Origin of the sequence: Paenibacillus sp. L3-i20 (assembly GCF_022180385.2) — a bacterium.
Taxonomy (GTDB): domain Bacteria; phylum Bacillota; class Bacilli; order Paenibacillales; family Paenibacillaceae; genus Pristimantibacillus.
This window is the reverse complement of the sequence record NZ_BQME02000001.1, coordinates 678,549-699,670: the sequence shown is the minus strand read 5'-3', so window position 1 is coordinate 699,670 and position 21,122 is coordinate 678,549. Positions and strand designations below refer to the sequence as shown.

Sequence of the window (21,122 nt, the reverse complement as noted above, 5' to 3'; positions counted from 1 at the left end):
GTACATATGAGCATAGCAATGGAAACATATTTCGAGAAATACGCAGAGTTAATCGTGCGGACGGGTGTCAATATTCAGCAAGGTCAACCTGTATGTGTGAATGGAGCATCCATTGAAATTGCACCACTGGTGAGACTAATTGCTGCAAAAGCATATGAAGCAGGAGCTTCTAACGTTCACGTTGAATGGATAGACGAAAAGTTGGGTCGGTTGAAATATGAGAAAGCTTCAGACGACGTATTCAGCAACTTCCCACAATGGGAAACGGATAAGCGTAACGATTTTGTCGAACAGGGCGCAGTATTTATTTCGATTACATCTTCAAGCCCAGATATGCTAAAAGGAATTCCTTCGGAGCGGATATCTGCATTCCAAAAGGCAGCCGGTCAAGGGCTGAAAGAATTCCGCAGAGCAATCCAGTCTGACAAAGTTAGTTGGACTGTTGTAGCTGCTGCCGGCTCAGAATGGGCGAAAAAGGTATTCCCAAATGTTTCCGAAGGTGAAGCGGTTGATCTACTTTGGAAAGCAATCTTTGATTCAGTGCGATTGCATGATGCTGATCCTGTAGCAGCATGGGTGAAGCATAACGATACGTTGCATGCGAAGGCTGAAATTTTAAATAATAATCATTTCAAAAAGCTGCACTATACTGCACCTGGAACAGATATTACTGTTGAACTACCTGAGAAGCACATTTGGGTGGCGGCTGGCAGCACAAACCAGGATGGAAATTCCTTTATGGCTAATATGCCGACAGAGGAAGTATTTACAGTGCCGCTTAAGACGGGGACAAACGGATATGTGTCCAGCACGAAGCCGCTTAGCTATGGAGGTAACATTATCGATCGTTTCAAGCTTACTTTTGAGAATGGCCGAATTGTTAAAGCTGAAGCTGAAGAGGGCGAAGAGATTTTGAATAAGTTGATTGAAATCGATGATGGTGCTCATTATCTTGGAGAAGTAGCTCTAGTACCGCATGAGTCACCAATTTCACAATCTGGCATTTTGTTCTACAATACGTTGTTTGATGAAAATGCGTCGAATCACTTTGCAATCGGCAGCGGATATGCGTTCAACGTAGAGGGTGGCAAAACGATGACGCCTGAAGAACTTGAGGCAAACGGTGTTAACGCAAGTATTACACATAACGATTTCATGATCGGCTCTGCCGAAATGGATATCGACGGAATATTGGAAGATGGTACGATTGTTCCTGTGTTCCGTAAGGGTAATTGGGCTATTTAATACTTGTAAAATGAAGGTATGAAGTAACAAAGGGCCGACTATTGAGCAGAGGAGTATTGGTTATGCCGGATTGGTCTTATCAGACCTTGTTTCGTCCTATTCTATTCCGATTGCCATCACGACTAAGTCGTTCTCTCACCCTGCAAGCGATGGGGCGAATTAGCAAAATTCCTGGCGGTTCATTTGTAATTAGAACGTTAGGTCATATGGAGGCCTCCCCTTTATTAGAACGTAATTTAGGAGGGCTTGCGTTTGCTTCGCCAATTGGCTTATCTGGTGCTGTCGATCCAGAAGGAACGGTTCACCGGGCACTTGCACAATTTGGACTTGGTTTTATAGAGATTGGCCCCATTACAAATGGGGCTATTCGGCATGGGAAACCAATAGAAAATAATGTTCGTGAAGAACGGTTGGAATATCCATCCTATTTTGAAAATGAAGGTCTGTCGGCAGTAGTTGCTCGGTTGAAACTACCAGGTCATCGACTTCCTCAGCTTGTCCGTATTACACCTATGCCCGAAGCACCACCGAATGAAGCAATCGAGCAACTTAAAGAGATGGTATCTCAGCTAAGTGCTTCGGGTGCTGTTGGCTTTTATTTAGATATTGCTTCAGGCTCACGTTGTTGGGATGATATTAAGCTTATCTATACCGAATTACCGCATATCATGAAGCAAGCAGCGTCAAGTCCATTTTTTCTGTACGTACCGCTCGACATGCCTGAAACTAGAGTTGTAGAACTGCTTGAAAGACCTGAAACTTCTTTGTTTAAGGGGGCAGTCATCGGGGAAGCTACCTTTGCTTTCACTTCAGAAGACGGACGGAACATTGAAGCGGGCAACTATGCTGTGTCGATAGGTAAAGAAGGGCTGCAACTATCACTTGCGAAGACGAGTCTCATTAAGCAACGATGTGGCTCTTCTTTTGTGGTCAAAGCTGGAGCAGGTGTGCATGAACCTCAAGATGCTTTGTTATTATTAGAGGCAGGTGCAGATTTGATTATGCTGCACAGTGGTCTTATCTACTCAGGACCGGGGCTGCCCAAGCGGATCAATGAAGCAATTATTTATGAGACTGTTCGGCACAAAGAAGTGCCTGATCATCCTTCCTTCTGGAGTAACTGGGGATGGATGTGTTTGCTCGGTGTTGGCATGATTATTGGCGGGTTGTTAGCTTGGTGGATCGGAGCAACTAAAGTTCTTCTTTCCTACGATCTGAACTTTCTAGGAATGACTGTTGACGAGATCCATCGTGTGAATCACCATTTGATCCATTTCATGTCGCATGATCGGATTACACTGGCAGGTACAATGATTTCTATCGGAATTATATATTATCAGCTAGCTAGACACGGTCAGCGATTAGGTCAGCATTGGGCAAAGACGGCTCTAATTACATCATGCTTAGTTGGCTTCACTAGTTTTTTCTTATATTTAGGCTACGGATATTTTGACCCGCTGCATGCGATAGCATCGGCGTTGCTTCTGCCCATGTTTGTATTTTCGTTACGAAGAAATAAGGATCAGCCCAATTATAAACCTGTTAATCTATATAATGATAAAGCATGGCGACTCGCCATGTGGGGACAGCTGTGTTTCGTTGTATTAGGTTTTGCACTTGCGCTAGGTGGACTTGTCATTGCAGGTGTTGGTATTACGAATGTATTCGTGAAGGCAGATCTCGCCTTTCTTGGTACAACAAGAGAGCTATTGAATGAGGTTAATCCGAAGCTAATTGCATTAATTGCTCATGATCGGGCAGGCTTCGGTGGTGCTTTACTTTGCGATGCAATAGCGATTCTTATTATCGCATTATGGGGCATAGGTCAAGGGGAGCGTTGGCTTTGGTGGACGTTGCTGCTTGGCGGTGCTCCTGGTTTCTACGCTGGCTTTAGTGTTCATTATGGCATAGGCTATACGGACTTCATCCACTTATTGCCTGCAGTGTTTGCCCTTTTTCTGTATATTGCAGGGCTAATCCTGCTTTTTCCGTACATGATGCGCAAACCAATACCTTCTACTATGACAAGAATTAAGAACGTGTAGCAGTGCGATCTTCATTCCATAAATTAGGTAATAATTTTTGGCCTATATGACAAATGTCATATAGGCCAATTACGTTTATGACTATTAGAAGAGAATTAATTTCCTTACAATGAATATAGTGAAAGCTGGAGGAAATAATTTAATCCATGCGATAAGCGATATTCCGAGGAGGAAGTCAGCATGACTGAGCCTAAGCAAGCTAACCTAAAAAAAAGTGTAGCACCATTTGAAAAATCTGAATTAAGAGTCAGTATAAGGCAAATTATGAATACGCTCGTTCCGTTGTTTGTACTTTGGTATGCGGCTTATTACAGCTTAGCGTTTTCCTACTGGTTAACCCTTGCCATTTGTGTATTAACATCAGGCTTTGTCATTCGAGCATTTATCATATTCCATGATTGTTGTCATGGCTCTTTCTTCAAAAACAAAAAAGCAAACGATATCATGGGAATCATTACTGGTGTATTAACACTTGTTCCCTATCAACAATGGAAAAACTCGCATGCTATTCACCATGCTACAAGCAGTAACTTGGACAAGCGCGGCGTAGGTGATATGTGGGTATTAACCGTAGAAGAATTTGCGGCAGCATCATGGAAAACTAAGCTTTATTATCGTATTTACCGTCATCCACTTGTTATGTTTGGCATTGGACCGATTGCAGTATTTGCGATTCAGTACCGCTTCAATCGTAAAGATGCACGTCGCAAAGAGCGATTAAATACGTACTTAATGAATGTATTGATTGTTGCTGTGTATGCACTGATGTGCTGGGCTATTGGCTGGAAAGCATTCCTTATGATTCAAGGACCGATCTTCTACATTTCAGCGATGCTTGGCATTTGGCTCTTCTACGTACAACATCAATTCGAAGATTCCTATTTCGAAAATGAAGATGAGTGGAGCTATGTGAAGGCTGCAGTTGACGGAAGTTCATATTATAAGCTGCCTAAGTTGCTGCAATGGCTAACAGGCAATATCGGTTTCCATCATGTTCATCATTTAAGCCCAAAAGTTCCAAATTATTATTTGGAAGATGCACATGATTCGACTCCGCCTTTGCAGAAAGCAACAACGATAACGATTCGTCAGAGCTTGCAATCACTTAAATTCCGTCTCTGGGATGAAGAAAATAAACAATTTGTCAGCTTTAAGGCTGTAAAACATCGTCTACAGCAATTAAAACAACAAGCAGTATCAAAAAGAGATCCTCTAAAAGCTAGCTAAATGTCGTAAAAGCGACTGAATTACTAAGCTAAGTTGTGGAGGTTTATAACAGGCGGCCATCGGTTGGTCGCCTGTTGTGTTTTGGCAGATCATTGCGCTCTAGGTCGATTATGCTAAAATGAAGGCATATCAGTATGAAAAAGGGTAGTCAAGGGTGTAAGCTCGTCTTACACAATAAAGGGATGGTCATCTATGAACAAGTGGTATCAGATTTTTCATCGGAGTACAGGATTAAGCCCTTATGTTTGGGTTGTATTTTGTATATTGCCTTTTTATTTTATATTTCGGTCATCGTCTACACCCGAAGTCATTTCCGGCATAATTATGATTGGATTATTTTTCTTTTGCTACCGAATGTCTTTTGTTTCTAAGGGATGGCTGATCTATTTTTGGACCAGTGTACAAATAATAATATCTATCGCAATGACCGTATTGTTCGATTATGTTTACTTCTCCATATTTTTAGCTTTTTATATCGGTAATATAAAGAGCAGGGCAGGGTTCTTTACGCTATATGCGATTCATCTGCTCAGTACATTTATTACGGTCAATTATGGCTTTGCAACACAAAACCCACTGTTCTTCACGCAGTTTCCGTTCATTCTCATCAGTCTTATCGTCGTTATTTTGCTCCCCTTCAATACGTATAACCAGAACAAGCAAGGACAGCTTGAAGGGCAGCTTGAAGATGCAAACAAACGGATCTCTGAGCTTGTAAAGTTGGAGGAGCGTCAGCGGATTGCTCGTGATCTGCATGATACATTAGGCCAGAAGCTCTCATTAATCGGCCTAAAGAGCGATCTGGCAAGTAAACTTATTCGTAAAAATCCAGATAGGGCACAATCGGAAATATTGGATGTGCAGCAGACAGCAAGAACAGCTTTGAAGGAAGTACGAGAGATGGTAACGCAGATGAGGGGGATACGTCTTGATGAAGAGATGCATCGCGTCGTTCAAATATTGGGTGTAGCTGAGATGGAGCTTACACTAGAAGGCGATCCAAAACTGACTAATACGACATTGCTTACGGAAAATGTTCTAAGTATGTGTTTGAAGGAAGCAGTAACGAATGTAGTCAGACATAGTCACGCGAAACATTGCTTTATAACGATTGCGTCGACATCCTCTGAATTAACTTTATCAATTCGAGATGATGGAGTTGGTATGACAGTAACCCCTGGCTATTACCGAGGAAATGGTCTTCGTGGAATGAAGGAAAGGCTGGAATTCGTGAATGGCAGCCTTGAAATATTGTCCGAGTCTGGAACAGAAATGATTATTAAAGTGCCTCATGTCGTTAAGCAACCAGTAAAGGAGATAAGCGAATGATTTCTATTGTCATAGCGGAAGATCAACGAATGTTGCTTGGCGCCTTAGCTTCGCTTCTGGACCTAGAAGAGGACATGAAAGTCGTCGGAAGGGCCAGCAATGGAGAGGAAGTTATAAAGCTCGTGCAGCAGCACAAGCCGGACATATGTATAATGGATATTGAGATGCCGGCCAAAAGCGGCTTGGAAGCAGCAGAGGAAATTAAAGGTCAATGTAAGGTCATTATTTTGACGACCTTCGCACGGGCGGGTTACTTCGAGCGTGCACTGAAAGCAGGGGTAAGCGGATATTTGCTTAAAGATAGTCCAAGCGAGGAATTGGCGAGCTCTATACGGAGCGTTATGAATGGGCGCAAAATTTATGCCTCAGAACTCATGGATGAAGCGTATGGCGGTGGTCATGACAACCCGCTTACAGAGCGAGAGAAGGCAGTGCTCGGACTAGTTGCAGATGGGAAAAATACGAAGGAAATTGCAAATGAGCTGTTTCTGACAACAGGAACAGTGCGCAACTACATTTCCGTTATTTTGGATAAGTTGGACGTTAGTAATCGAATAGAAGCAATAACCCGATTTAAGGAGAAAGGCTGGTTCAAGTGACCAGCCTTTTATTTGTTGGTTAATATATCTATAAAATTGTTTATTTTAATCTTTTTCAACATTATGAAATTTAAATTCAAATTCTTGCAACTTTTTATAGTTAAAAGCGTATGGACATATGGTACATACTGGATTATTATAGACAGAATTAGTGAGGAGAGGGAATTATTTTATGAAAAAATGGTTAAAGAAAGCTGCACCTGTAGTGCTAGCAGTATCCTTGTTAACTGGATGCAGCCTCGGGGGAGACAAAGCAGCGAAAGAGAATGAACAGTCTACATTTAAAGTTATGTATTACAGTGAAAGCAGCTTTTTCCAAGAATACGGTATGTTGTTCAGCGCATTGCATCCTAATGTAGACATTCAAGTGGTATCTACAGAAGGCCTCTATAGAGGTAAAGAAGGAGAAGAAGTAGACCAGGAGAAAGTAAAAAAAGAATTTATGGAAAAAGAGAAGCCAGATCTTATCTTGCTTGAAATTGATGAGTACAAGAAGATGTCTGAGGAAGGTCAGCTCTATGATTTACAATCCTATATAACAAAGGATAAATTCAATACCGAGGGTATCGTGCCTGGTATGCTAGATTATATGAAGGAGCTAGGTGGAGGTCAATTATATGGATTGCCATCATCTATTAGCAGCCAGGCTTTATACTATAACAAAGCTTTATTTGATAAATACGGTATCGCATATCCAACTGATCAAATGAACTGGGCGGACGTGATCCAGTTGGCTAAACAATTCCCTACTGAGGGAGAGCCTAAAGACCGTGTGTATGGACTTAGAGCTGGTTACCGCGGGAATTTGAACGAACTAAGCACGATGATTGCTGGTTCAGAAGGATTGCACGATGTAAATGCAGAAACGAATAAAATGACTATTAATTCTCCGGGCTGGGTAAATTCAGTACAGACAGCTTTAGATGCGATCAAGTCAAATGCGATGTTTACGTATGATCCAAATAGTGACAACAATAGTGGCAGTTATGAAGACTACATACTGAAAAACCCGTTTATTAGTGGTCGTTTAGCGATGGTTGTTGAAGGCAATTATTTTGTTCGTGAGATAGAAGAAGCATCTAACTATATTAAAGAAGAAGGGGCTGTTGTTAAGGATTGGGACGTCGTTACAGTTCCAGTAAGTGCACAGCTTCCAGATGAGAGCGACAGCGCTTATTATGGCAGTATCTTTGGAATAGCTAAAGATTCACCTAATGCGGAAGCAGCATGGAAATTCATTTCTTATGTTTCCAGCGAAGATTATGCAAGGGTTAAGAGCAAGATGAATAATGGAGGCTTCCCAATTCATACAAAATATATTAAAGATGATGAAGGACGCAATTTTGCTGCGTTTTATAAGCTTAGACCATCAAAAAGAGATAAATATACGGCTAATGAAAATTTCCCGCCACAATTTTATTCGATGTATTATGACATGATGGAAAAAGAGTTTACTGCTATCGAAAAAGGGACTAAAGAAATTGAAGAAGCTCTTGCATATTTGCAAACAAAAGGTGATGAGCTGCTAGCTCAGGAGCCGATGACTGAAAAGGAAATAAGTGAAATGCTGCAAAAGAAAATGGAGGAGGAAAATAAGTAATTTTATTTCAAATATATGCAACATATTGGCAATAAAAAGCGTATTTAGATATGGAACATATTGGGTAGGATTAAAGCAAAATAATAGAAGAGAGGGAGTCTGTATGAAAAAGTTGTTTAAAAAAGCGGTACCGATCGTATTGTTAGGGACATTGCTTGCTGGTTGTAGTTTTGGGGGGAGCAAGGAAGCAAAGGTACCTGAGACCTCGACTTTAAAGGTTATGTATTATGACGAAGGTCAATTTTTCCAAGATTATGGTATGTTATTCACTGCACTTTTCCCTAATATAGAGGTACAAGTTGTTTCTACTCAGGAGATTGGTAGAAATAATGGCGAGGATCCAGATTTTGATGCAGAGAAAGCAAAAAAAGAGTTTATAGAAAAAGAAAAACCTGATCTTATCATGATGGACATTAATGAGTATCAGAAGGCAGCTGAAGAAGGACGCCTTCATGATTTAGAAGCTCAAATGACGAAAGATAAATTCAATACTGAAGGCATCGTACCCGGTATGATTGATTACATGAAGGAGCTTGGTGGCGGCAAAGTATATGCTTTGCCAACGGCTGTAAACAGCCAAGTCATGTATTTCAACAAGGAGTTATTCACTAAACATAATATTGAGTTTCCAACTGATAAAATGAGCTGGAATGATGTGATTCAATTAGCCAAGCGCTTCCCAACCGAAGGGAAACCGGAAGAACGCGTATATGGTTTAAAGGTTGGATATAGCGGAGATTTGAATGAGTTAAGTACTATGGTTGCAGGGTCAGAAGGTTTAACCTATGTTAATGGGAAGACGAAAAAAATGACAATAGATACACCAGGTTGGGAAACTTCCGTGCAGACCGCACTAGATGCTATTAAGTCAAAGGCACTTTATGTTCAAGATCCCAACAATAATGGTATGAGCGGCGGAGACAGCTATGAAGATTATTTGATGCGAGATCCATTTATTAGTGGTCGATTAGCTATGACGATTGACTCCAGTTATTATATTAACCAAATAGAACAAGCAGCTGATTATATTAAAAAAGAGGGAGTTGTCGTTAAAGACTGGGATATGGTTACTGTACCAGTAAGCGCTCAGTTGCCAGACGAGAGCAGCAATGCGTATTACAGCAATATTTTCGGAATTGCAAAGGATTCTCCTAATGTTGATGCTGCTTGGAAGTTTATTTCTTATATTTCGAGTGAAGACTATTCTCGTGTCAAAGCTAAAACACCCAATTATAATGGATTCCCGATCCATACGAAATATGTTAAAGATGAAGAAGGTCGTAACTTAGCAGCTTTCTATAAACTTAAACCATCTAAAGTTAATAATTACTCGGATTATGAAAAGTTGCCGCCTCAATTCAACCAAATGTTTTACGGAATAATGCAGGAAGAATTTAAATCAATTCAAGATGGTAAAAAGGAAATAAAAGAAGGTCTAGCATTGCTTCAAGTAAAAGGTGATGAGCTATTAGCACAGGCACCAATGACTGATGAAGAAATACAGAAGGAAATGGAAGAAAAACAAAAAAAAGAAGCTGAAGCAGCAGCTGGTGGAGCCGCTACAGAAGAAGCAACGGAAGAGTCAACTACTGAATCAGGCACAGTAATTAAATAATAAATGAGTACTTAGAGGGTGCTTCGATTGGTCAAGCCTTGACTAATCGGAGCACCCTTTTACTATTGGATTGAAAGGAAAAAGGAGGCTCATCTCCTAAGTAGGAAATGAGCCTCCATTATTAATTATGGCTGTAAATAGTCCATAAATAGTTGCAATCGTGTCGTTATCGAGCCCGGTACTAGTTCATGTCCGAAATAACGATAAACAGCAATATCCTTTTCACAAAGCAAGTGGTTATACGAGGCAAACACTGTGGATGGTGGTGTGATTGTATCAACGAGACCAATAGTCATCCAAGTATAGCAACTAATTTGTGGTGCTAGGTTCATAATGTCAAAATAACTTAATGTCTTCAAAGCATTTAATTCAATATTCGGATTCCCTGAATAACGGCGGAAATATTCGTTCAGTTCATTATAAGGTAAACTAGGCGAAATATCGATTGCTCTTTGGAAGTTTGAGAGGTACGGATGATCTGCAACTACTAGCTTAGGTGTATCGGAAAATGCGGCTGCAGCAAGTGCAAGTGCTCCACCTTGACTTCCACCGGTTACAGCAATAAGGTTAGCATCTACTTCAGGCATAGCCGCGAGAACATCGATAGCTCGGACAGCATCCATATATACGGCACGGTAGTAATATTCATCCTTGTCTTGAATACCTTTGCTCATCCACCCCGTTACATGTCCGTTAGAAGAACTAACATTGTCAACACTTAAGCCATACTGCCCACGGCAGAACATCTTCAGTACTGCGTATCCCTTTAGGGCTAAATTAACCGTTTCATGGATGTCGCCATCCATACACCAGTTATATCCATGATAAGATACGATACCTGGAAGAGGTAATTGTTGATCGGGAAGTGCTAACAATGCTTCAATTCGGGAATGTTGAAAGCCAGTATACAAAACACGGTATACGTTAACACCCTTTACTGGATACTGAATTTGAGTAAGATCATAACTTAATGGTACTTCTGCTAGCTTCGATAAAGTCGATTTCCAAAACTGATCAAAATCGTCTTGTTTCGTTAATTGCGGCTTATACTCTCGTAATTGGTCAAGCGGTAAATCATAGGGTTGCGGCATAGAGAAAACCATCCTTATTTATATAATTAAAAGTACGGATTACCGTTTAAAAGTCCAACCGAATACTTTTAGATGTACGAGCAGCTTAGTGACCCAATGGGTAAGTATATACAAAACGACGAATACAATTAGGAATGGTTTGGCTAGAAGGAAATTAGCAAACCAACCAATCAATATTTGCCACGGCTTTAAGCGTTTGAGAATGGTAGTCGGGGCTAATACAATTTGATAAAACGTATAGCTCTTTTGCAGTGCTTCTAAATATTCAGTACGGATTTGCTTATTTGTTGGGTCGAGCAGAATGGCATTCTTCAACATGTGCAATTGCTCATCATAATCGTTGCGTTGTTCATTTTCGAGAGCTTCGTCCATCGCTTTCCAGTTGCTCGTTTCGTAGAAAGTAATCGTGCGTACGAACCAATTGATAGATTTTGGCATAACGCAGTTCTGATGTTTCTCTTTCTATCATCAACATTAACTCTTGTAAATGAATTAGAAACATTATTTGAGCCCGTTAGCCCTCATATACTCAAGCACATTCTGATAATCGTTATTGATGTCACTAAAAGTGGCGTAATTTTTGGCGGTGGCGAACCACTCTAAAGTAGTTGCTTTGCGACCTTTGGTAGACTTTTTAATATCATCTTGTGTAATAGGCTGAATTTCTCCTGTTTCGAGAGTCCGTTCGAGCGCACCTTCAATAGCATCTTTGACAATCTGTTCTAAGTCAGCACCGGAGAAATGACGGGTGTCCTTAGCAATTTTGGATAAATCCAGCGTATCGATAGGTTTACCCGCTAGTTTGAGATTTAATATGGTTACCCGTTCCGCTTCCTCAGGTGGCGGAACGAAGATAAGATGATTGAATCGTCCGGGACGACGGAGAGCAGAATCCAAATACCAAGGAGTGTTTGTTGCCCCTATGACATAAACTCCGTCATTAAAGGACTGAAGACCGTCCAGCTCAAGTAGGAGCTGATTCACTAACATGCGGTCATGGTGTTGGCGCATTGAGTTGCGACTTCCGCCCATCGCATCAAGTTCGTCAATAAAGATGACACATGGCTTGTTTTCCCTTGCTTTCTCAAAGAGATCATGCAAGTTGCTTTCGCTTTGACCAACGAACATGGAAAGGATAGATTGGAGTTCAAGATGGAGGAAGTTTGCATTGATTTCTCCGGCAATTGCCCTTGCTAGAAATGTCTTTCCGCATCCCGGAGGACCATAAAGTAACAAGCTTCCTCCTGCTTCTTTGCCATAAGCGGCAAAAAGCTCAGGCTGTTGCAATGGAAGAATAAAATTCATACGAATCTTTCTCTTCACAGCGTCCAAACCACCGACATCATGAAACGTTTCTTTAGGCTTGTTAGTTTCTATTAAATCTTTTCCGTTCTTGTCGAATTGAAGTACTTTAAGCTTGTTCCGGCGACGTTCCGCGAGCTCATCGCGATCATTGTAATCGGACATTGCTATCATCCTTTATATTCGGAATTTACAGTTTATTATACCAGATAACAGGGGAGATTGGTGGGAAACTGTCGTAAAATAGAACCATTTGACATTAAAATAGTGATGAAGTCAGTCGATTACCAAAAAGATGCACAAGGCATAGGGCCTTGTGCATGGAATGTTCTATTGTGTCGATGCTGGCAACGACATCTCATAAATTTCTCCCTAATTTTCTTTCTAACGCTAAGGAAGAACAGGATAAGTTAATGATCCGCGTTCATTTAAATTCTCTATATCATTTGCCTTCAGAAGTGCCTCGGAAAGCGTGTATAATGTATCTCCAGCGTACAAGATTCTTTTAACCGACTTCGTGTAATCAAAGCTGTATTGACCACTTTTTTTCATATCTTCTTCTGTTAAGTGGCTAATACGTCCGCGTAGCTTGAACCCACTGCCCAGATCAATTTTGTACACGTAAGCACCTTGATAGGTATACTCCCCGTAAGCAGTAAGGTTATCTTCATTTCCATTTTCTTTGTTTTTAATTTCATGGAGCTGAACTGGAAGGGCTAGTAACCCCTTTTCTTTGGAAAAAAGTAAAGCTTTATGATTGTCTAACAGTTCAGAATGAGTTCCTCGATCTCCAATAACTTCTTTGAACTTCTCTTTTGGGTGATTGACATCAGTGACATCAAAAAGAGCCATTTTTAATCCTTGAGCAAAAGCAGTTGCTTCTCCCTGATTTGATCCTTTTGTCGGAACTTCGGCAGTATCTTTACCAAAACCAATGAGATGATTATCATCATATGGATGCAAATAATCACTATAGCCAGGTATTTTCAGCTGACCAAGCAAACTAGGAGCTGTAGGTTTATTTAGGTCGATAGCAAATAGCGGATCTATATTACGGAAAGTGACCATATAAGCACGTTTGCCCATAAAACGTGCAGAGTAAATGCGTTCACCTGGTGCTAATCCCTCGAGCTTGCCGACTGTAGCTAGACTTTCATCGAGTACATATAGATTGTTTGTTGAACCTTGTGCGCCAGTTGTCCACATATTGCCTTTCGTAAGTGCCACCCGGAAGTAGCCGTCATGTTCATCCATAGAAAATTGGTTCAATAGCGTACCTGGGACACTTCCTTCACCAATATAGACGACTTGACCATGATCCAATCGGAATTTGTGGAACTTGGTCTCTTCTTCATAGGTATCTCCGATTGCTTTGTAATTGGACAAAGCGACGTAAAGATGTCTTTTTGAAGCATAGATAGCTTCCCCCGCACCAAGATATGCTGAGATATTAAGTTGTTGTTTCGGTTCACTTAGATCGATGGAACCTACTAGCATCAAAGAGCTGTCCCTCGGTTCAGGGAAATATCGAATCTGATCGAGTGGCAAAGTAAGCTGTTTTTTTGTAATTGCTGAATCACTATAAACGGGCTCAAAATTGAGTTTTAGCTGCTGTGCTGCGTGCTTCTTATTCTCCTTGGCTGAACTACTCAAAGTATTGCGATTTGCTAATTTATCGTAGATAGAATAGTTATAGTTGAATTTATTTGAGACGATGTACAAGGAGTTATCGATCTTCCGTGAGGAGAGATAGCTGCCCTCCTGCTCAAGCTGACGGGTTAACTTTGGAGATCCAATGTTGCCAAGCTCGTAGATGTAAGTTTTGACGGTACTTTTCGTATAAGCAGGTGGAAGGATGCCAATTGAAGCATTTTTGGACAAATCTAATTGACTTACGCTCTTGCTTGAATCCTCCGCTTCTATACTGACACTGCCAGCTTCTTCTCGAACAGCAGGTGCACTGGTGTTGCTATCATAAACGCTTATGTTAGAGAATGTATTATTTTGTCCAATGACGACTAACTTGTTATCGTCAACATATAGCTCCACTGGCATAAAGTCATCTTTCTCTGTATACTCCAGCATAGCGCTTAACTTTGGTGAATTAGGTTTAGTGATATCCGTAATGTAAACGCGGGAGTTACTAATTTGATAAATATACCGTCCGTCTGTCTTGGCCCAATCTGCTTCATCAACACCATTTACTTGAATATTTGTTTTGGAGAAGTCATCCGGTGGGGAAGGTTCCATGGAAGGGGTATCTTCGACTGAAGTCGTACTATTGGTTATCCCTGTTAAAGAACCTTTTTCATAATAAGTATTAGCATTGAAATCTTCAAGCAACTCTACCAGTTTGTCGGCAGAGCCAATTGCAGGCAACTCTTTCGGTTCATTAATTGAAATGATTCGTTTAGTCCCATCCCAGCTAACGACTGTTCCCAATGCTTCAGTGATGGCTCTTAGGGGAACCATCGTCACACTATTTACAGTTCGTGGAGCAATAGTGAGATTTATTGATTTACCATTAGCTTTCATTGACTTGGAGCCTATCGTCAGCTCTGCACATCGCTCATTACGAATGATCTTAACGATTTTTACTCCTTTTCCGGACTCCGAATAAGTAACTTTGGCTTTCAAGGCTTCGGTGATCTCTCTGAGGGGAACTAAAGTTGTGCCATTCTCGATAATAGGTAACGTTTTTAAAGGTAATGTGATGCCTTTAATTTGAACAACAATCTCTGCTTGTGCTTTAACTGAACGCTCGAAGGTTACATTCAAAGCAGGCAATAAACAAAGCGTCATTGTTAAAATTGCAGCTATGATCGTTTTTTTCTTCATAGTTAATTGCGCTCCTTTACTCATTATTTACAAGACGAAAGTCGAACTTGACTATAGAGCGATGAGTTAAATTGTTGGGTATTACTGTTTAAACGCAAACGATATGGAAATTGTTTCAATTTTGATGAAATGAAATAAAGCGTCGTTTTTGAGCAAATATATATTCAAAAATGGGCTTGACCTAGAGAATGTATCATTCAATCTGGCTGCTGGGGTTCTCCGACGGTGCTAATGGAGGTAGTGATTGGAGTAACAGGGCGAGGTAAACTAATACAACCATGGCTTAATGATGGAGGAGGAAACATCCTTCAAGCAACGTTAACTATACTCCTTCTTGTTGGCATCGTTTGGCTCAATTATTTGATGGTACGGCGTGTGCCGATCAAGCGTAAACTAGTGTAATCAATTAAAGATAGTTTCTCATAAACCTTTGCTTTTTTTTGCAAAGGTTTTTTTGCGATTTTTGTTGCTATTCTTTCATTCATAGCGGAAAATAGAAATAGGTAAAATTTGACGAACATTGTCGAATTTTAGGTAAATTAAATCGCGAATAGTTAGTCAGAGGTGTTGGGAATGAGTAGAAAGCGAAGCTATATATTTAGCTTAGTCCTTATTGTACTCTTTTTTACCGGAGTAGTTTTATGGACGCAGTCTGCGCAAGCGGAAAGCACGAAGAATACAAAGTCAACGGAAACGATATCAGAATGGCAAATGTTATGGGAGACGAAGGATGAGGAACTCAGTATAACAGAAGTAAGCGCTTCATCCCAAGATAAGAGATGGTTTACAGTAAAAGCAAACGGGAAATATCCCATTGTTCCAGAGGGAGTAACTTCCGCATGGCTTAAACTCCAGTTACCTGAGATGACTCAGATGCGTCCTGCAATTGTATTGGATAAGTTATATTCAAATGATATTGTGATGTATGTTGAGCAATCGAAAATATATGAATTACATAGAAGTTATGCTTATGATCGGAATCAAATAGTAGTACCTTTTTCATTTTCCGAATCAAATAAGACTATTTATATGAAAATGAAGAGTAGCTTTGGGAGAATTGGTCTACATAATGAAGTAATTGTGGGCGAGTACTATGAACTTTTTAAGAAGGACACAAAGAATGAATTACTTGATGTTGTAATTGGTTCTTCATTGATCTGCATATCATTTTTTATGCTTATTAGTATACTTTTTTTGAATCGTTCCTTTCTACCAGGATGGACCTCATTATTTCTTGTAATGTTGTCTATAGGATTAATGATACTTAGTGATTCCTCACTTGCAGATAGATACTTTTCTGAATATGGCAACTTATTTTATTATCTGTTTGATGTAGCTTCAACAATATTATTGCCATCGCTATTTATATTTTTCGAAAAAATATTCGGTAAAGGACCTTACGGTATAATATCTAAGCTTAATAAGATACAACTATTTCTAGTCCCAATTAGTTTAATGTTATTGTTGTTAAGCACGATGATTGATTCAGTAGGTTATTTTTATCCAAAGTTTAGCATTATTTATTTAGGGTCAATGATAGTAATCGGAAATATTTTACTCATTATTTCTTTAATTTATTATTGTTGGCGTGGTAATAGAGAGGCTTTAATTATGGCTTTTGGTCTTGGGATATTTGCATTTGTGGGTTTAACTGAGGTGATATGGTATTTTATGAGTGATAAGTTGCATAGAATGTACTTTTGGAAGTTTGGAGTTATTCTTTTTTTAGCTTCTTTAATTATTTTGTTAGTTCGACGAATTATGAGAAATTATGAACAAGCGTTAAAGTACTCAAAACAAATAGAAATATTTAACAATGAACTTGAGCGTTCAGAAAAAATTGAAATGATTAGTCATCTTGCAGCATCCATCGCCCATGAGGTAAGAAATCCTTTACAAGTTACAAGAGGTTTTCTGCAAATATTAGGAAAGAATTTGAAAGAAGAAAAATCTATAAGCTACACATTATTAGCTATTGAAGAGTTGGATAGGGCATCTGAGATCATTACAGATTTCTTAACTTTTGCCAAACCTGATTTGGAAGAAATGATGCAGTTGGATATTTCAACCGAGATTTTGCAAATCGAGGCTATATTAGCCCCGCTAGCAACGATGCAAGGAGGAAGTATTCGTGTGAAAACCGAGGATGGGCTGGAAGTAAAGGGGAATTCATCGAAATTTAAACAAGCACTAATTAATATTATCAAAAATAGTATAGAAGCTTTTCGGGAAGATGGAGTAGTAACGATTACTGTTCACAAAAATGTAGAGAAAAATGGGGTAACAATTAGAATTAAAGATAATGGAGAAGGTATTGACGAACTGGACCTGAAACATTTAGGTGAACCATACTATTCAAAGAAGACTAAAGGTACAGGATTGGGGTTAATGGTAACTTTTAGAATTATTGAAGCAATGCAAGGGAGAGTTACAATTAATAGCATTATTGGCCAGGGTACAGAAGTATGTATTGATCTTCCAGTGTATAATTCATAAAGTAACAAGAAACCGTTCATCTATCTTAGAAGAACGGTTTCTTTAGTTATTTATTAAATCCAGCGTGAGCCTTGTATTATAGTATTGTGCAATTGAGATGGATTTTGGGGCAAGACGAGATAATATTTTTCAGAGTTTTCTTCAAGCACCTCGATTTCAATATGATCCGGAACGTCGACTCCAAAGGCATCTCTAATAGCTGCTTTTGGATCAGTAAGTAGTTGATGCTTGAAGTAGTCGTCTGCCCATGCTCTCTCAATTATTTGATTTTTAAGTTCTTGTTCATTTAACATAATGGTCACCCTTCCGAATATGTATACGATTTCCAATATAGTCTATCATTAAAATTCGACATTTTCTACTACTATTTTACTATATTCAACAATATATAGGTCTAAAGATAGTAGTTCTAATGACGTGTTATTTTGAAAACATATAATTTAATCCTCCACCAAGCAGCTTTCGCTTATTGTCATCAATTTGTTCTGCTATTTTCTGCAAACTATCTACCATGTAGAAATGGTATTCAATTAATGGTTTAATCGATACTTGCAGATTAATTAATTGAACATGGGTCTGCTCAGCGATTTCGGCAAATGATTTCATACAGCCGAGAACGTAGATTTGAATGTCAACTTTATCTTTGGTCAACATTTCGATAGTTGTTTCTTCACTAATTCGAGAAGCGATCATTGCAAGCAAGCCATTATAGCTGCCATCCTCCATGTCCTGTTTCCAATCTGCCCAATCATCCAACATTTGCAACGTCGTCAAGACTAAATCAACAGCGGTTTCTAAAGCTTTGATTCTCTCAGTTTGTCCAGTAAGAAGTAAAGCGCCAGTACTGGAAATTTTAACAGGTCCTGCTTTACCTGCTGTACGGATGGGATCGTTTATAAAAAAGTTGCGATCACCTTCATTCACAACACTGTCCGCCCAAGTGGTTAAGTAGCGCTCATAGTAGCTCCAGAAAGGGCTATTAGAAGGGAAAAGATCCATCAGGTTATTAAACATATGTAAGTAAAAGAGATTCCCTAATGCTAGCAGCTGCTTATGATTTGAATGATCCTTATCATCCATGACATCATCTTGAATAAAAAAGTAAAGCATGCCATATATATTGACTAGCACAATTTTTTCACACTGCGTGTCTGATAGGTCGGTTGCTTCTTTCATCCAATAGGGGAGTAGAGTACATATAAAGTCAGTATCGTTATTATGCATCACAGGATTAAAAGCTTGTGCATATTGAAGTCCTATTTCGTTAAGCGGAGGAGGAAACCCAGCTATGTGCTCCTTGGCATGATTAAATACGAGCTCGAGTTGATCCTTGTAACGTGTATACCATTCCATCGTGCACAACACTCCAATGAGAGAATATATTAGATTAAACTGAACTTCGATTATAATTAGACTATAGCATGAGAACCGATTTTTCATTGTAAAACTTAACAATTTAGGTAGATAGTTTAGCAATTCTTTTGCTCATATAGGTTGAGTAAACTATAAAAATCCAGTAGAATGAAGATGGGATGATTGTTGTTCATTTTTTATACACAACTTCTATTTGTTGAATCAATGTATTACTGGACTAAAGTAGGGGAATCATCCAGTACTTGAGAAGGTATGAAAAATGGTTCTTTTACATTAAAGTTAATACTAATTGAGAGTTCTTGGATAGCGGAGGTTATAAAGCATGAGTAGGGATAAAGAGATATATGTGCTATTAACAGATACCGGAACTGTCCTAACTAAAATTATTAGATCCTTCACAAAGGATCCACTCAACCATGCTTCGATTGCATTTGATCAGGATTTGAACGAGGTGTACAGCTTCGGACGCAAAAATCCTAGCAATCCTTTTTTTGCAGGTTTCGTTAGAGAGGACATTCGCGGTGATTTTTTCGAAGAATCAATGTGCGCCCTATACAAAATAAAGGTTTGTCAGACTACCTACAATAGCATCCGATTACAAATTAAACATTTCGAGCAATATCAGGATCTGTACAAATATAATTTGGTTGGCATGCTCGGTGTCGTATTCAATATTGAATGGGAACGCAGATACTCGTACTTTTGCTCTCAGTTCGTAGCAACCGTATTCGACCGAAGTGGAGTTAGTCTCGTTGAGAAGTCTCCCTTGCTTGTCACACCTGGTGACTTGCAGAATACACCAGAGCTTGAGTTAGTATACCACGGCAAGTTACACTCGTATGCAGGTTGTGAGCCAATTACGGCAAGCACTTTCCGGACAGCATAAACAAAGGGATCTCTTTCCATTAGAGGTCTTTTTTGTTGTTTTATTTATTTACTTTCTCCCCACTTCTTATAGCAATTTGGCAATTGGGTAGACTATTTAAGTCGTTTGTGAGAATCTGTATATAGGAGGGATTGCTCATGAAAGGTCAAGGAATGCTTATATCTGCTTTTGTATTCGCGTTAGTTATCGCGATTTTTGCTGTTATTAATGTGGAATCGGTTCAAGTTAACTTCCTATTTGCAAAAACAACGACGCCACTTATTCTTGTTATTCTCGTATCGACACTTTTAGGTGGACTTACAGTTGGGTTATTCGGTATGATTCGGATCTACAAACTGCAGAAAACGGTGAAAACACTTGAAAAACAAGTTGCTGACGGGTCCATCGAGGCAGAAGCGTTTGAAGCATCTTATTCAGAAATTAATGCCAATAGGAATTATGCGGAGATACCTTCTGAAGAAGTAAGTAATGAATTAATTGAGGATACAAAAAAAGACGGATAAGGGTAAGCAGATGAAATATATGTACACGTACGCTAGACATGAAGATGAGGCTCAATTATGTGATATGGAGCTTCGCAGCTTATTCGGTAATAATTCGACTATAAGTGGAAAAGTTATTGAAAGTACAGAGGGAAGGGCGATTTCAATTAATCGCAGCCCATTTTTCAAAAGAAAATTAACGACAGTTTTAGAAACATCATCTTTGTCCGAGTTGGAAGCGTTATTGCCCGTTTATGATTTGGAAGGCGATTCGTTTAAAGTTGCTTATACCGATGGCGATGAATCATTTACTTATGAAGAGCAGCGTCAACTGGAACGGACGGTAGGAGCATCTCTGATTGGTCAAGCGGATATGCGGGAGCCCCGTCGTCGTCTCGGTCTAATGCGATTCCAAGGGCAATGGCTATTCGGTCCATGTGAAGATAATGAAGCGTTATGGCTCAAACATCAGCGCAAGCCGCAAAATTATTCAACAGCGCTGCCTACGCGGGCAGCTCGTGCACTTGTTAATATTGCAGCAGGTCCGAATCCTGCTGGCAAGACGATGATTGACCCTTGCTGCGGCATGGGAACGGTGCTAATTGAAGCTTTATCCATGAATATTAATATAGAAGGCATGGATATGAATCCATTGGCAGCAAAAGGAGCTCGAATCAACCTAGCTCACTATGGTTACCCAAATGTTGTGCAGCTTGGCGACATGAGATTGCTGACAGGTAAGTATGATACAGCAATCGTCGATTTGCCCTATAATTTATGTTCAGTATTAGAGGGGGATGAACAGCTTGAGATGCTTCGTGCAATTAAACGAATAGCGGAAAAAGCTGTAATTATAACGACCGAAAATATCGATCAACAACTGAAATTAGCCCATTTTGAGCTGAAGGATTACGGTGAGCTTCGTAAAGCCTCTTTTACACGGTATATAAGTGTAGTAGAATAAAGATGATGTGGAACATAAAGTGAGGTGAA

18 protein-coding genes are annotated in these 21,122 nt (G+C 39.6%); 12 read left to right on the top strand and 6 right to left on the bottom strand.

Annotated elements, in window-relative coordinates; translation table 11 throughout:
• The first annotated feature begins 6 nt into the window (after positions 1–6).
• From MFF31_RS03465 to MFF31_RS03435, 7 genes are all read left to right on the top strand, one after another.
• On the top strand, positions 7–1,245 hold the full coding sequence (locus tag MFF31_RS03465) for an aminopeptidase (protein WP_238186730.1): 1,239 nt from the start codon (positions 7–9) through the stop codon (positions 1,243–1,245).
• A gap of 62 nt (positions 1,246–1,307) precedes the next feature.
• The gene (locus MFF31_RS03460) at positions 1,308–3,290 is read left to right on the top strand and encodes a dihydroorotate dehydrogenase (RefSeq protein ID WP_238186729.1); all 1,983 of its coding nucleotides are present in this window, start codon (positions 1,308–1,310) and stop codon (positions 3,288–3,290) included.
• Positions 3,291–3,470: 180 nt separating this feature from the next.
• The gene (gene desA, locus MFF31_RS03455; protein WP_238186728.1) at positions 3,471–4,517 is read left to right on the top strand and encodes a Delta(5) desaturase DesA; all 1,047 of its coding nucleotides are present in this window, start codon (positions 3,471–3,473) and stop codon (positions 4,515–4,517) included.
• 192 nt (positions 4,518–4,709) lie between these two features.
• Positions 4,710–5,846, top strand: coding sequence for a sensor histidine kinase (locus tag MFF31_RS03450; protein WP_238186727.1), 1,137 nt, complete (start codon positions 4,710–4,712; stop codon positions 5,844–5,846).
• A complete protein-coding gene (locus MFF31_RS03445; protein WP_238186726.1) occupies positions 5,843–6,445 on the top strand; it encodes a response regulator transcription factor in 603 nt (200 codons plus the stop codon). Before MFF31_RS03450 ends, MFF31_RS03445 begins: the two co-directional genes overlap by 4 nt.
• A gap of 172 nt (positions 6,446–6,617) precedes the next feature.
• Positions 6,618–8,045: an ABC transporter substrate-binding protein gene (locus MFF31_RS03440; RefSeq protein ID WP_238186725.1), complete on the top strand. Its 1,428-nt coding sequence runs from the start codon at positions 6,618–6,620 to the stop codon at positions 8,043–8,045.
• Positions 8,046–8,148: 103 nt separating this feature from the next.
• Positions 8,149–9,660, top strand: coding sequence for an ABC transporter substrate-binding protein (locus MFF31_RS03435; protein ID WP_238186724.1), 1,512 nt, complete (start codon positions 8,149–8,151; stop codon positions 9,658–9,660).
• 125 nt (positions 9,661–9,785) lie between these two features.
• Here the strand turns inward: MFF31_RS03435 and MFF31_RS03430 are convergent, their stop codons facing one another.
• The 4 genes from MFF31_RS03430 to MFF31_RS03415 form a co-directional block, all read right to left on the bottom strand.
• Complete coding sequence (locus tag MFF31_RS03430) at positions 9,786–10,751, bottom strand: acetylxylan esterase (RefSeq protein ID WP_238186723.1); 966 nt, start codon at positions 10,749–10,751, stop codon at positions 9,786–9,788.
• Between the two features lie 39 nt (positions 10,752–10,790).
• Positions 10,791–11,189: a hypothetical protein gene (locus MFF31_RS03425; RefSeq protein ID WP_238186722.1), complete on the bottom strand. Its 399-nt coding sequence runs from the start codon at positions 11,187–11,189 to the stop codon at positions 10,791–10,793.
• 63 nt (positions 11,190–11,252) lie between these two features.
• Positions 11,253–12,218 (bottom strand): ATP-binding protein, encoded by a 966-nt coding sequence (locus MFF31_RS03420; RefSeq protein ID WP_238186721.1) that lies wholly within the window; start codon positions 12,216–12,218, stop codon positions 11,253–11,255.
• Between the two features lie 225 nt (positions 12,219–12,443).
• The gene (locus MFF31_RS03415) at positions 12,444–14,891 is read right to left on the bottom strand and encodes a beta-propeller domain-containing protein (protein ID WP_238186720.1); all 2,448 of its coding nucleotides are present in this window, start codon (positions 14,889–14,891) and stop codon (positions 12,444–12,446) included.
• Positions 14,892–15,122: 231 nt separating this feature from the next.
• Between MFF31_RS03415 and MFF31_RS03410 the strand changes: the two genes are divergently transcribed.
• Both MFF31_RS03410 and MFF31_RS03405 read left to right on the top strand, forming a co-directional pair.
• Positions 15,123–15,293, top strand: coding sequence for a hypothetical protein (locus MFF31_RS03410; RefSeq protein WP_248565388.1), 171 nt, complete (start codon positions 15,123–15,125; stop codon positions 15,291–15,293).
• Positions 15,294–15,464: 171 nt separating this feature from the next.
• A complete protein-coding gene (locus MFF31_RS03405; RefSeq protein ID WP_238186718.1) occupies positions 15,465–17,387 on the top strand; it encodes a sensor histidine kinase in 1,923 nt (640 codons plus the stop codon).
• Between the two features lie 53 nt (positions 17,388–17,440).
• On the opposite strand, the gene MFF31_RS03400 is transcribed toward MFF31_RS03405, so the two are convergent.
• Positions 17,441–17,680: an NHLP leader peptide family RiPP precursor gene (locus tag MFF31_RS03400; protein WP_238186717.1), complete on the bottom strand. Its 240-nt coding sequence runs from the start codon at positions 17,678–17,680 to the stop codon at positions 17,441–17,443.
• Between the two features lie 127 nt (positions 17,681–17,807).
• Positions 17,808–18,740 carry a hypothetical protein gene (locus MFF31_RS03395; protein WP_238186716.1) on the bottom strand — a complete coding sequence of 311 codons (933 nt, stop codon included), beginning with the start codon at positions 18,738–18,740 and terminating at the stop codon, positions 17,808–17,810.
• A gap of 343 nt (positions 18,741–19,083) precedes the next feature.
• Here MFF31_RS03395 and MFF31_RS03390 point away from each other — a divergent pair, with 343 nt between their 5' ends.
• The 3 genes from MFF31_RS03390 (at position 19,084) to MFF31_RS03380 (ending at position 21,093) form a co-directional block, all read left to right on the top strand.
• Complete coding sequence (locus tag MFF31_RS03390) at positions 19,084–19,647, top strand: C40 family peptidase (RefSeq protein ID WP_238186715.1); 564 nt, start codon at positions 19,084–19,086, stop codon at positions 19,645–19,647.
• 137 nt (positions 19,648–19,784) lie between these two features.
• Entirely contained in the window at positions 19,785–20,150 is a 366-nt protein-coding gene (locus tag MFF31_RS03385; RefSeq protein WP_238186714.1) for a LapA family protein, read from the top strand.
• Positions 20,125–21,093, top strand: coding sequence for a TRM11 family SAM-dependent methyltransferase (locus MFF31_RS03380; protein WP_248565387.1), 969 nt, complete (start codon positions 20,125–20,127; stop codon positions 21,091–21,093). Before MFF31_RS03385 ends, MFF31_RS03380 begins: the two co-directional genes overlap by 26 nt.
• The last annotated feature ends 29 nt before the right edge of the window (positions 21,094–21,122 follow it).

Coding starts and splice junctions, on each gene's coding strand:
- MFF31_RS03465 (WP_238186730.1), top strand. CDS start 7: ATGAGCATAGCAATGGAAACATATTTCGAGAAATACGCAGAGTTAATC.
- MFF31_RS03460 (WP_238186729.1), top strand. CDS start 1,308: ATGCCGGATTGGTCTTATCAGACCTTGTTTCGTCCTATTCTATTCCGA.
- desA (WP_238186728.1), top strand. CDS start 3,471: ATGACTGAGCCTAAGCAAGCTAACCTAAAAAAAAGTGTAGCACCATTT.
- MFF31_RS03450 (WP_238186727.1), top strand. CDS start 4,710: ATGAACAAGTGGTATCAGATTTTTCATCGGAGTACAGGATTAAGCCCT.
- MFF31_RS03445 (WP_238186726.1), top strand. CDS start 5,843: ATGATTTCTATTGTCATAGCGGAAGATCAACGAATGTTGCTTGGCGCC.
- MFF31_RS03440 (WP_238186725.1), top strand. CDS start 6,618: ATGAAAAAATGGTTAAAGAAAGCTGCACCTGTAGTGCTAGCAGTATCC.
- MFF31_RS03435 (WP_238186724.1), top strand. CDS start 8,149: ATGAAAAAGTTGTTTAAAAAAGCGGTACCGATCGTATTGTTAGGGACA.
- MFF31_RS03430 (WP_238186723.1), bottom strand. CDS start 10,751: ATGCCGCAACCCTATGATTTACCGCTTGACCAATTACGAGAGTATAAG.
- MFF31_RS03425 (WP_238186722.1), bottom strand. CDS start 11,189: ATGCCAAAATCTATCAATTGGTTCGTACGCACGATTACTTTCTACGAA.
- MFF31_RS03420 (WP_238186721.1), bottom strand. CDS start 12,218: ATGTCCGATTACAATGATCGCGATGAGCTCGCGGAACGTCGCCGGAAC.
- MFF31_RS03415 (WP_238186720.1), bottom strand. CDS start 14,891: ATGAAGAAAAAAACGATCATAGCTGCAATTTTAACAATGACGCTTTGT.
- MFF31_RS03410 (WP_248565388.1), top strand. CDS start 15,123: ATGGAGGTAGTGATTGGAGTAACAGGGCGAGGTAAACTAATACAACCA.
- MFF31_RS03405 (WP_238186718.1), top strand. CDS start 15,465: ATGAGTAGAAAGCGAAGCTATATATTTAGCTTAGTCCTTATTGTACTC.
- MFF31_RS03400 (WP_238186717.1), bottom strand. CDS start 17,680: ATGTTAAATGAACAAGAACTTAAAAATCAAATAATTGAGAGAGCATGG.
- MFF31_RS03395 (WP_238186716.1), bottom strand. CDS start 18,740: ATGGAATGGTATACACGTTACAAGGATCAACTCGAGCTCGTATTTAAT.
- MFF31_RS03390 (WP_238186715.1), top strand. CDS start 19,084: ATGAGTAGGGATAAAGAGATATATGTGCTATTAACAGATACCGGAACT.
- MFF31_RS03385 (WP_238186714.1), top strand. CDS start 19,785: ATGAAAGGTCAAGGAATGCTTATATCTGCTTTTGTATTCGCGTTAGTT.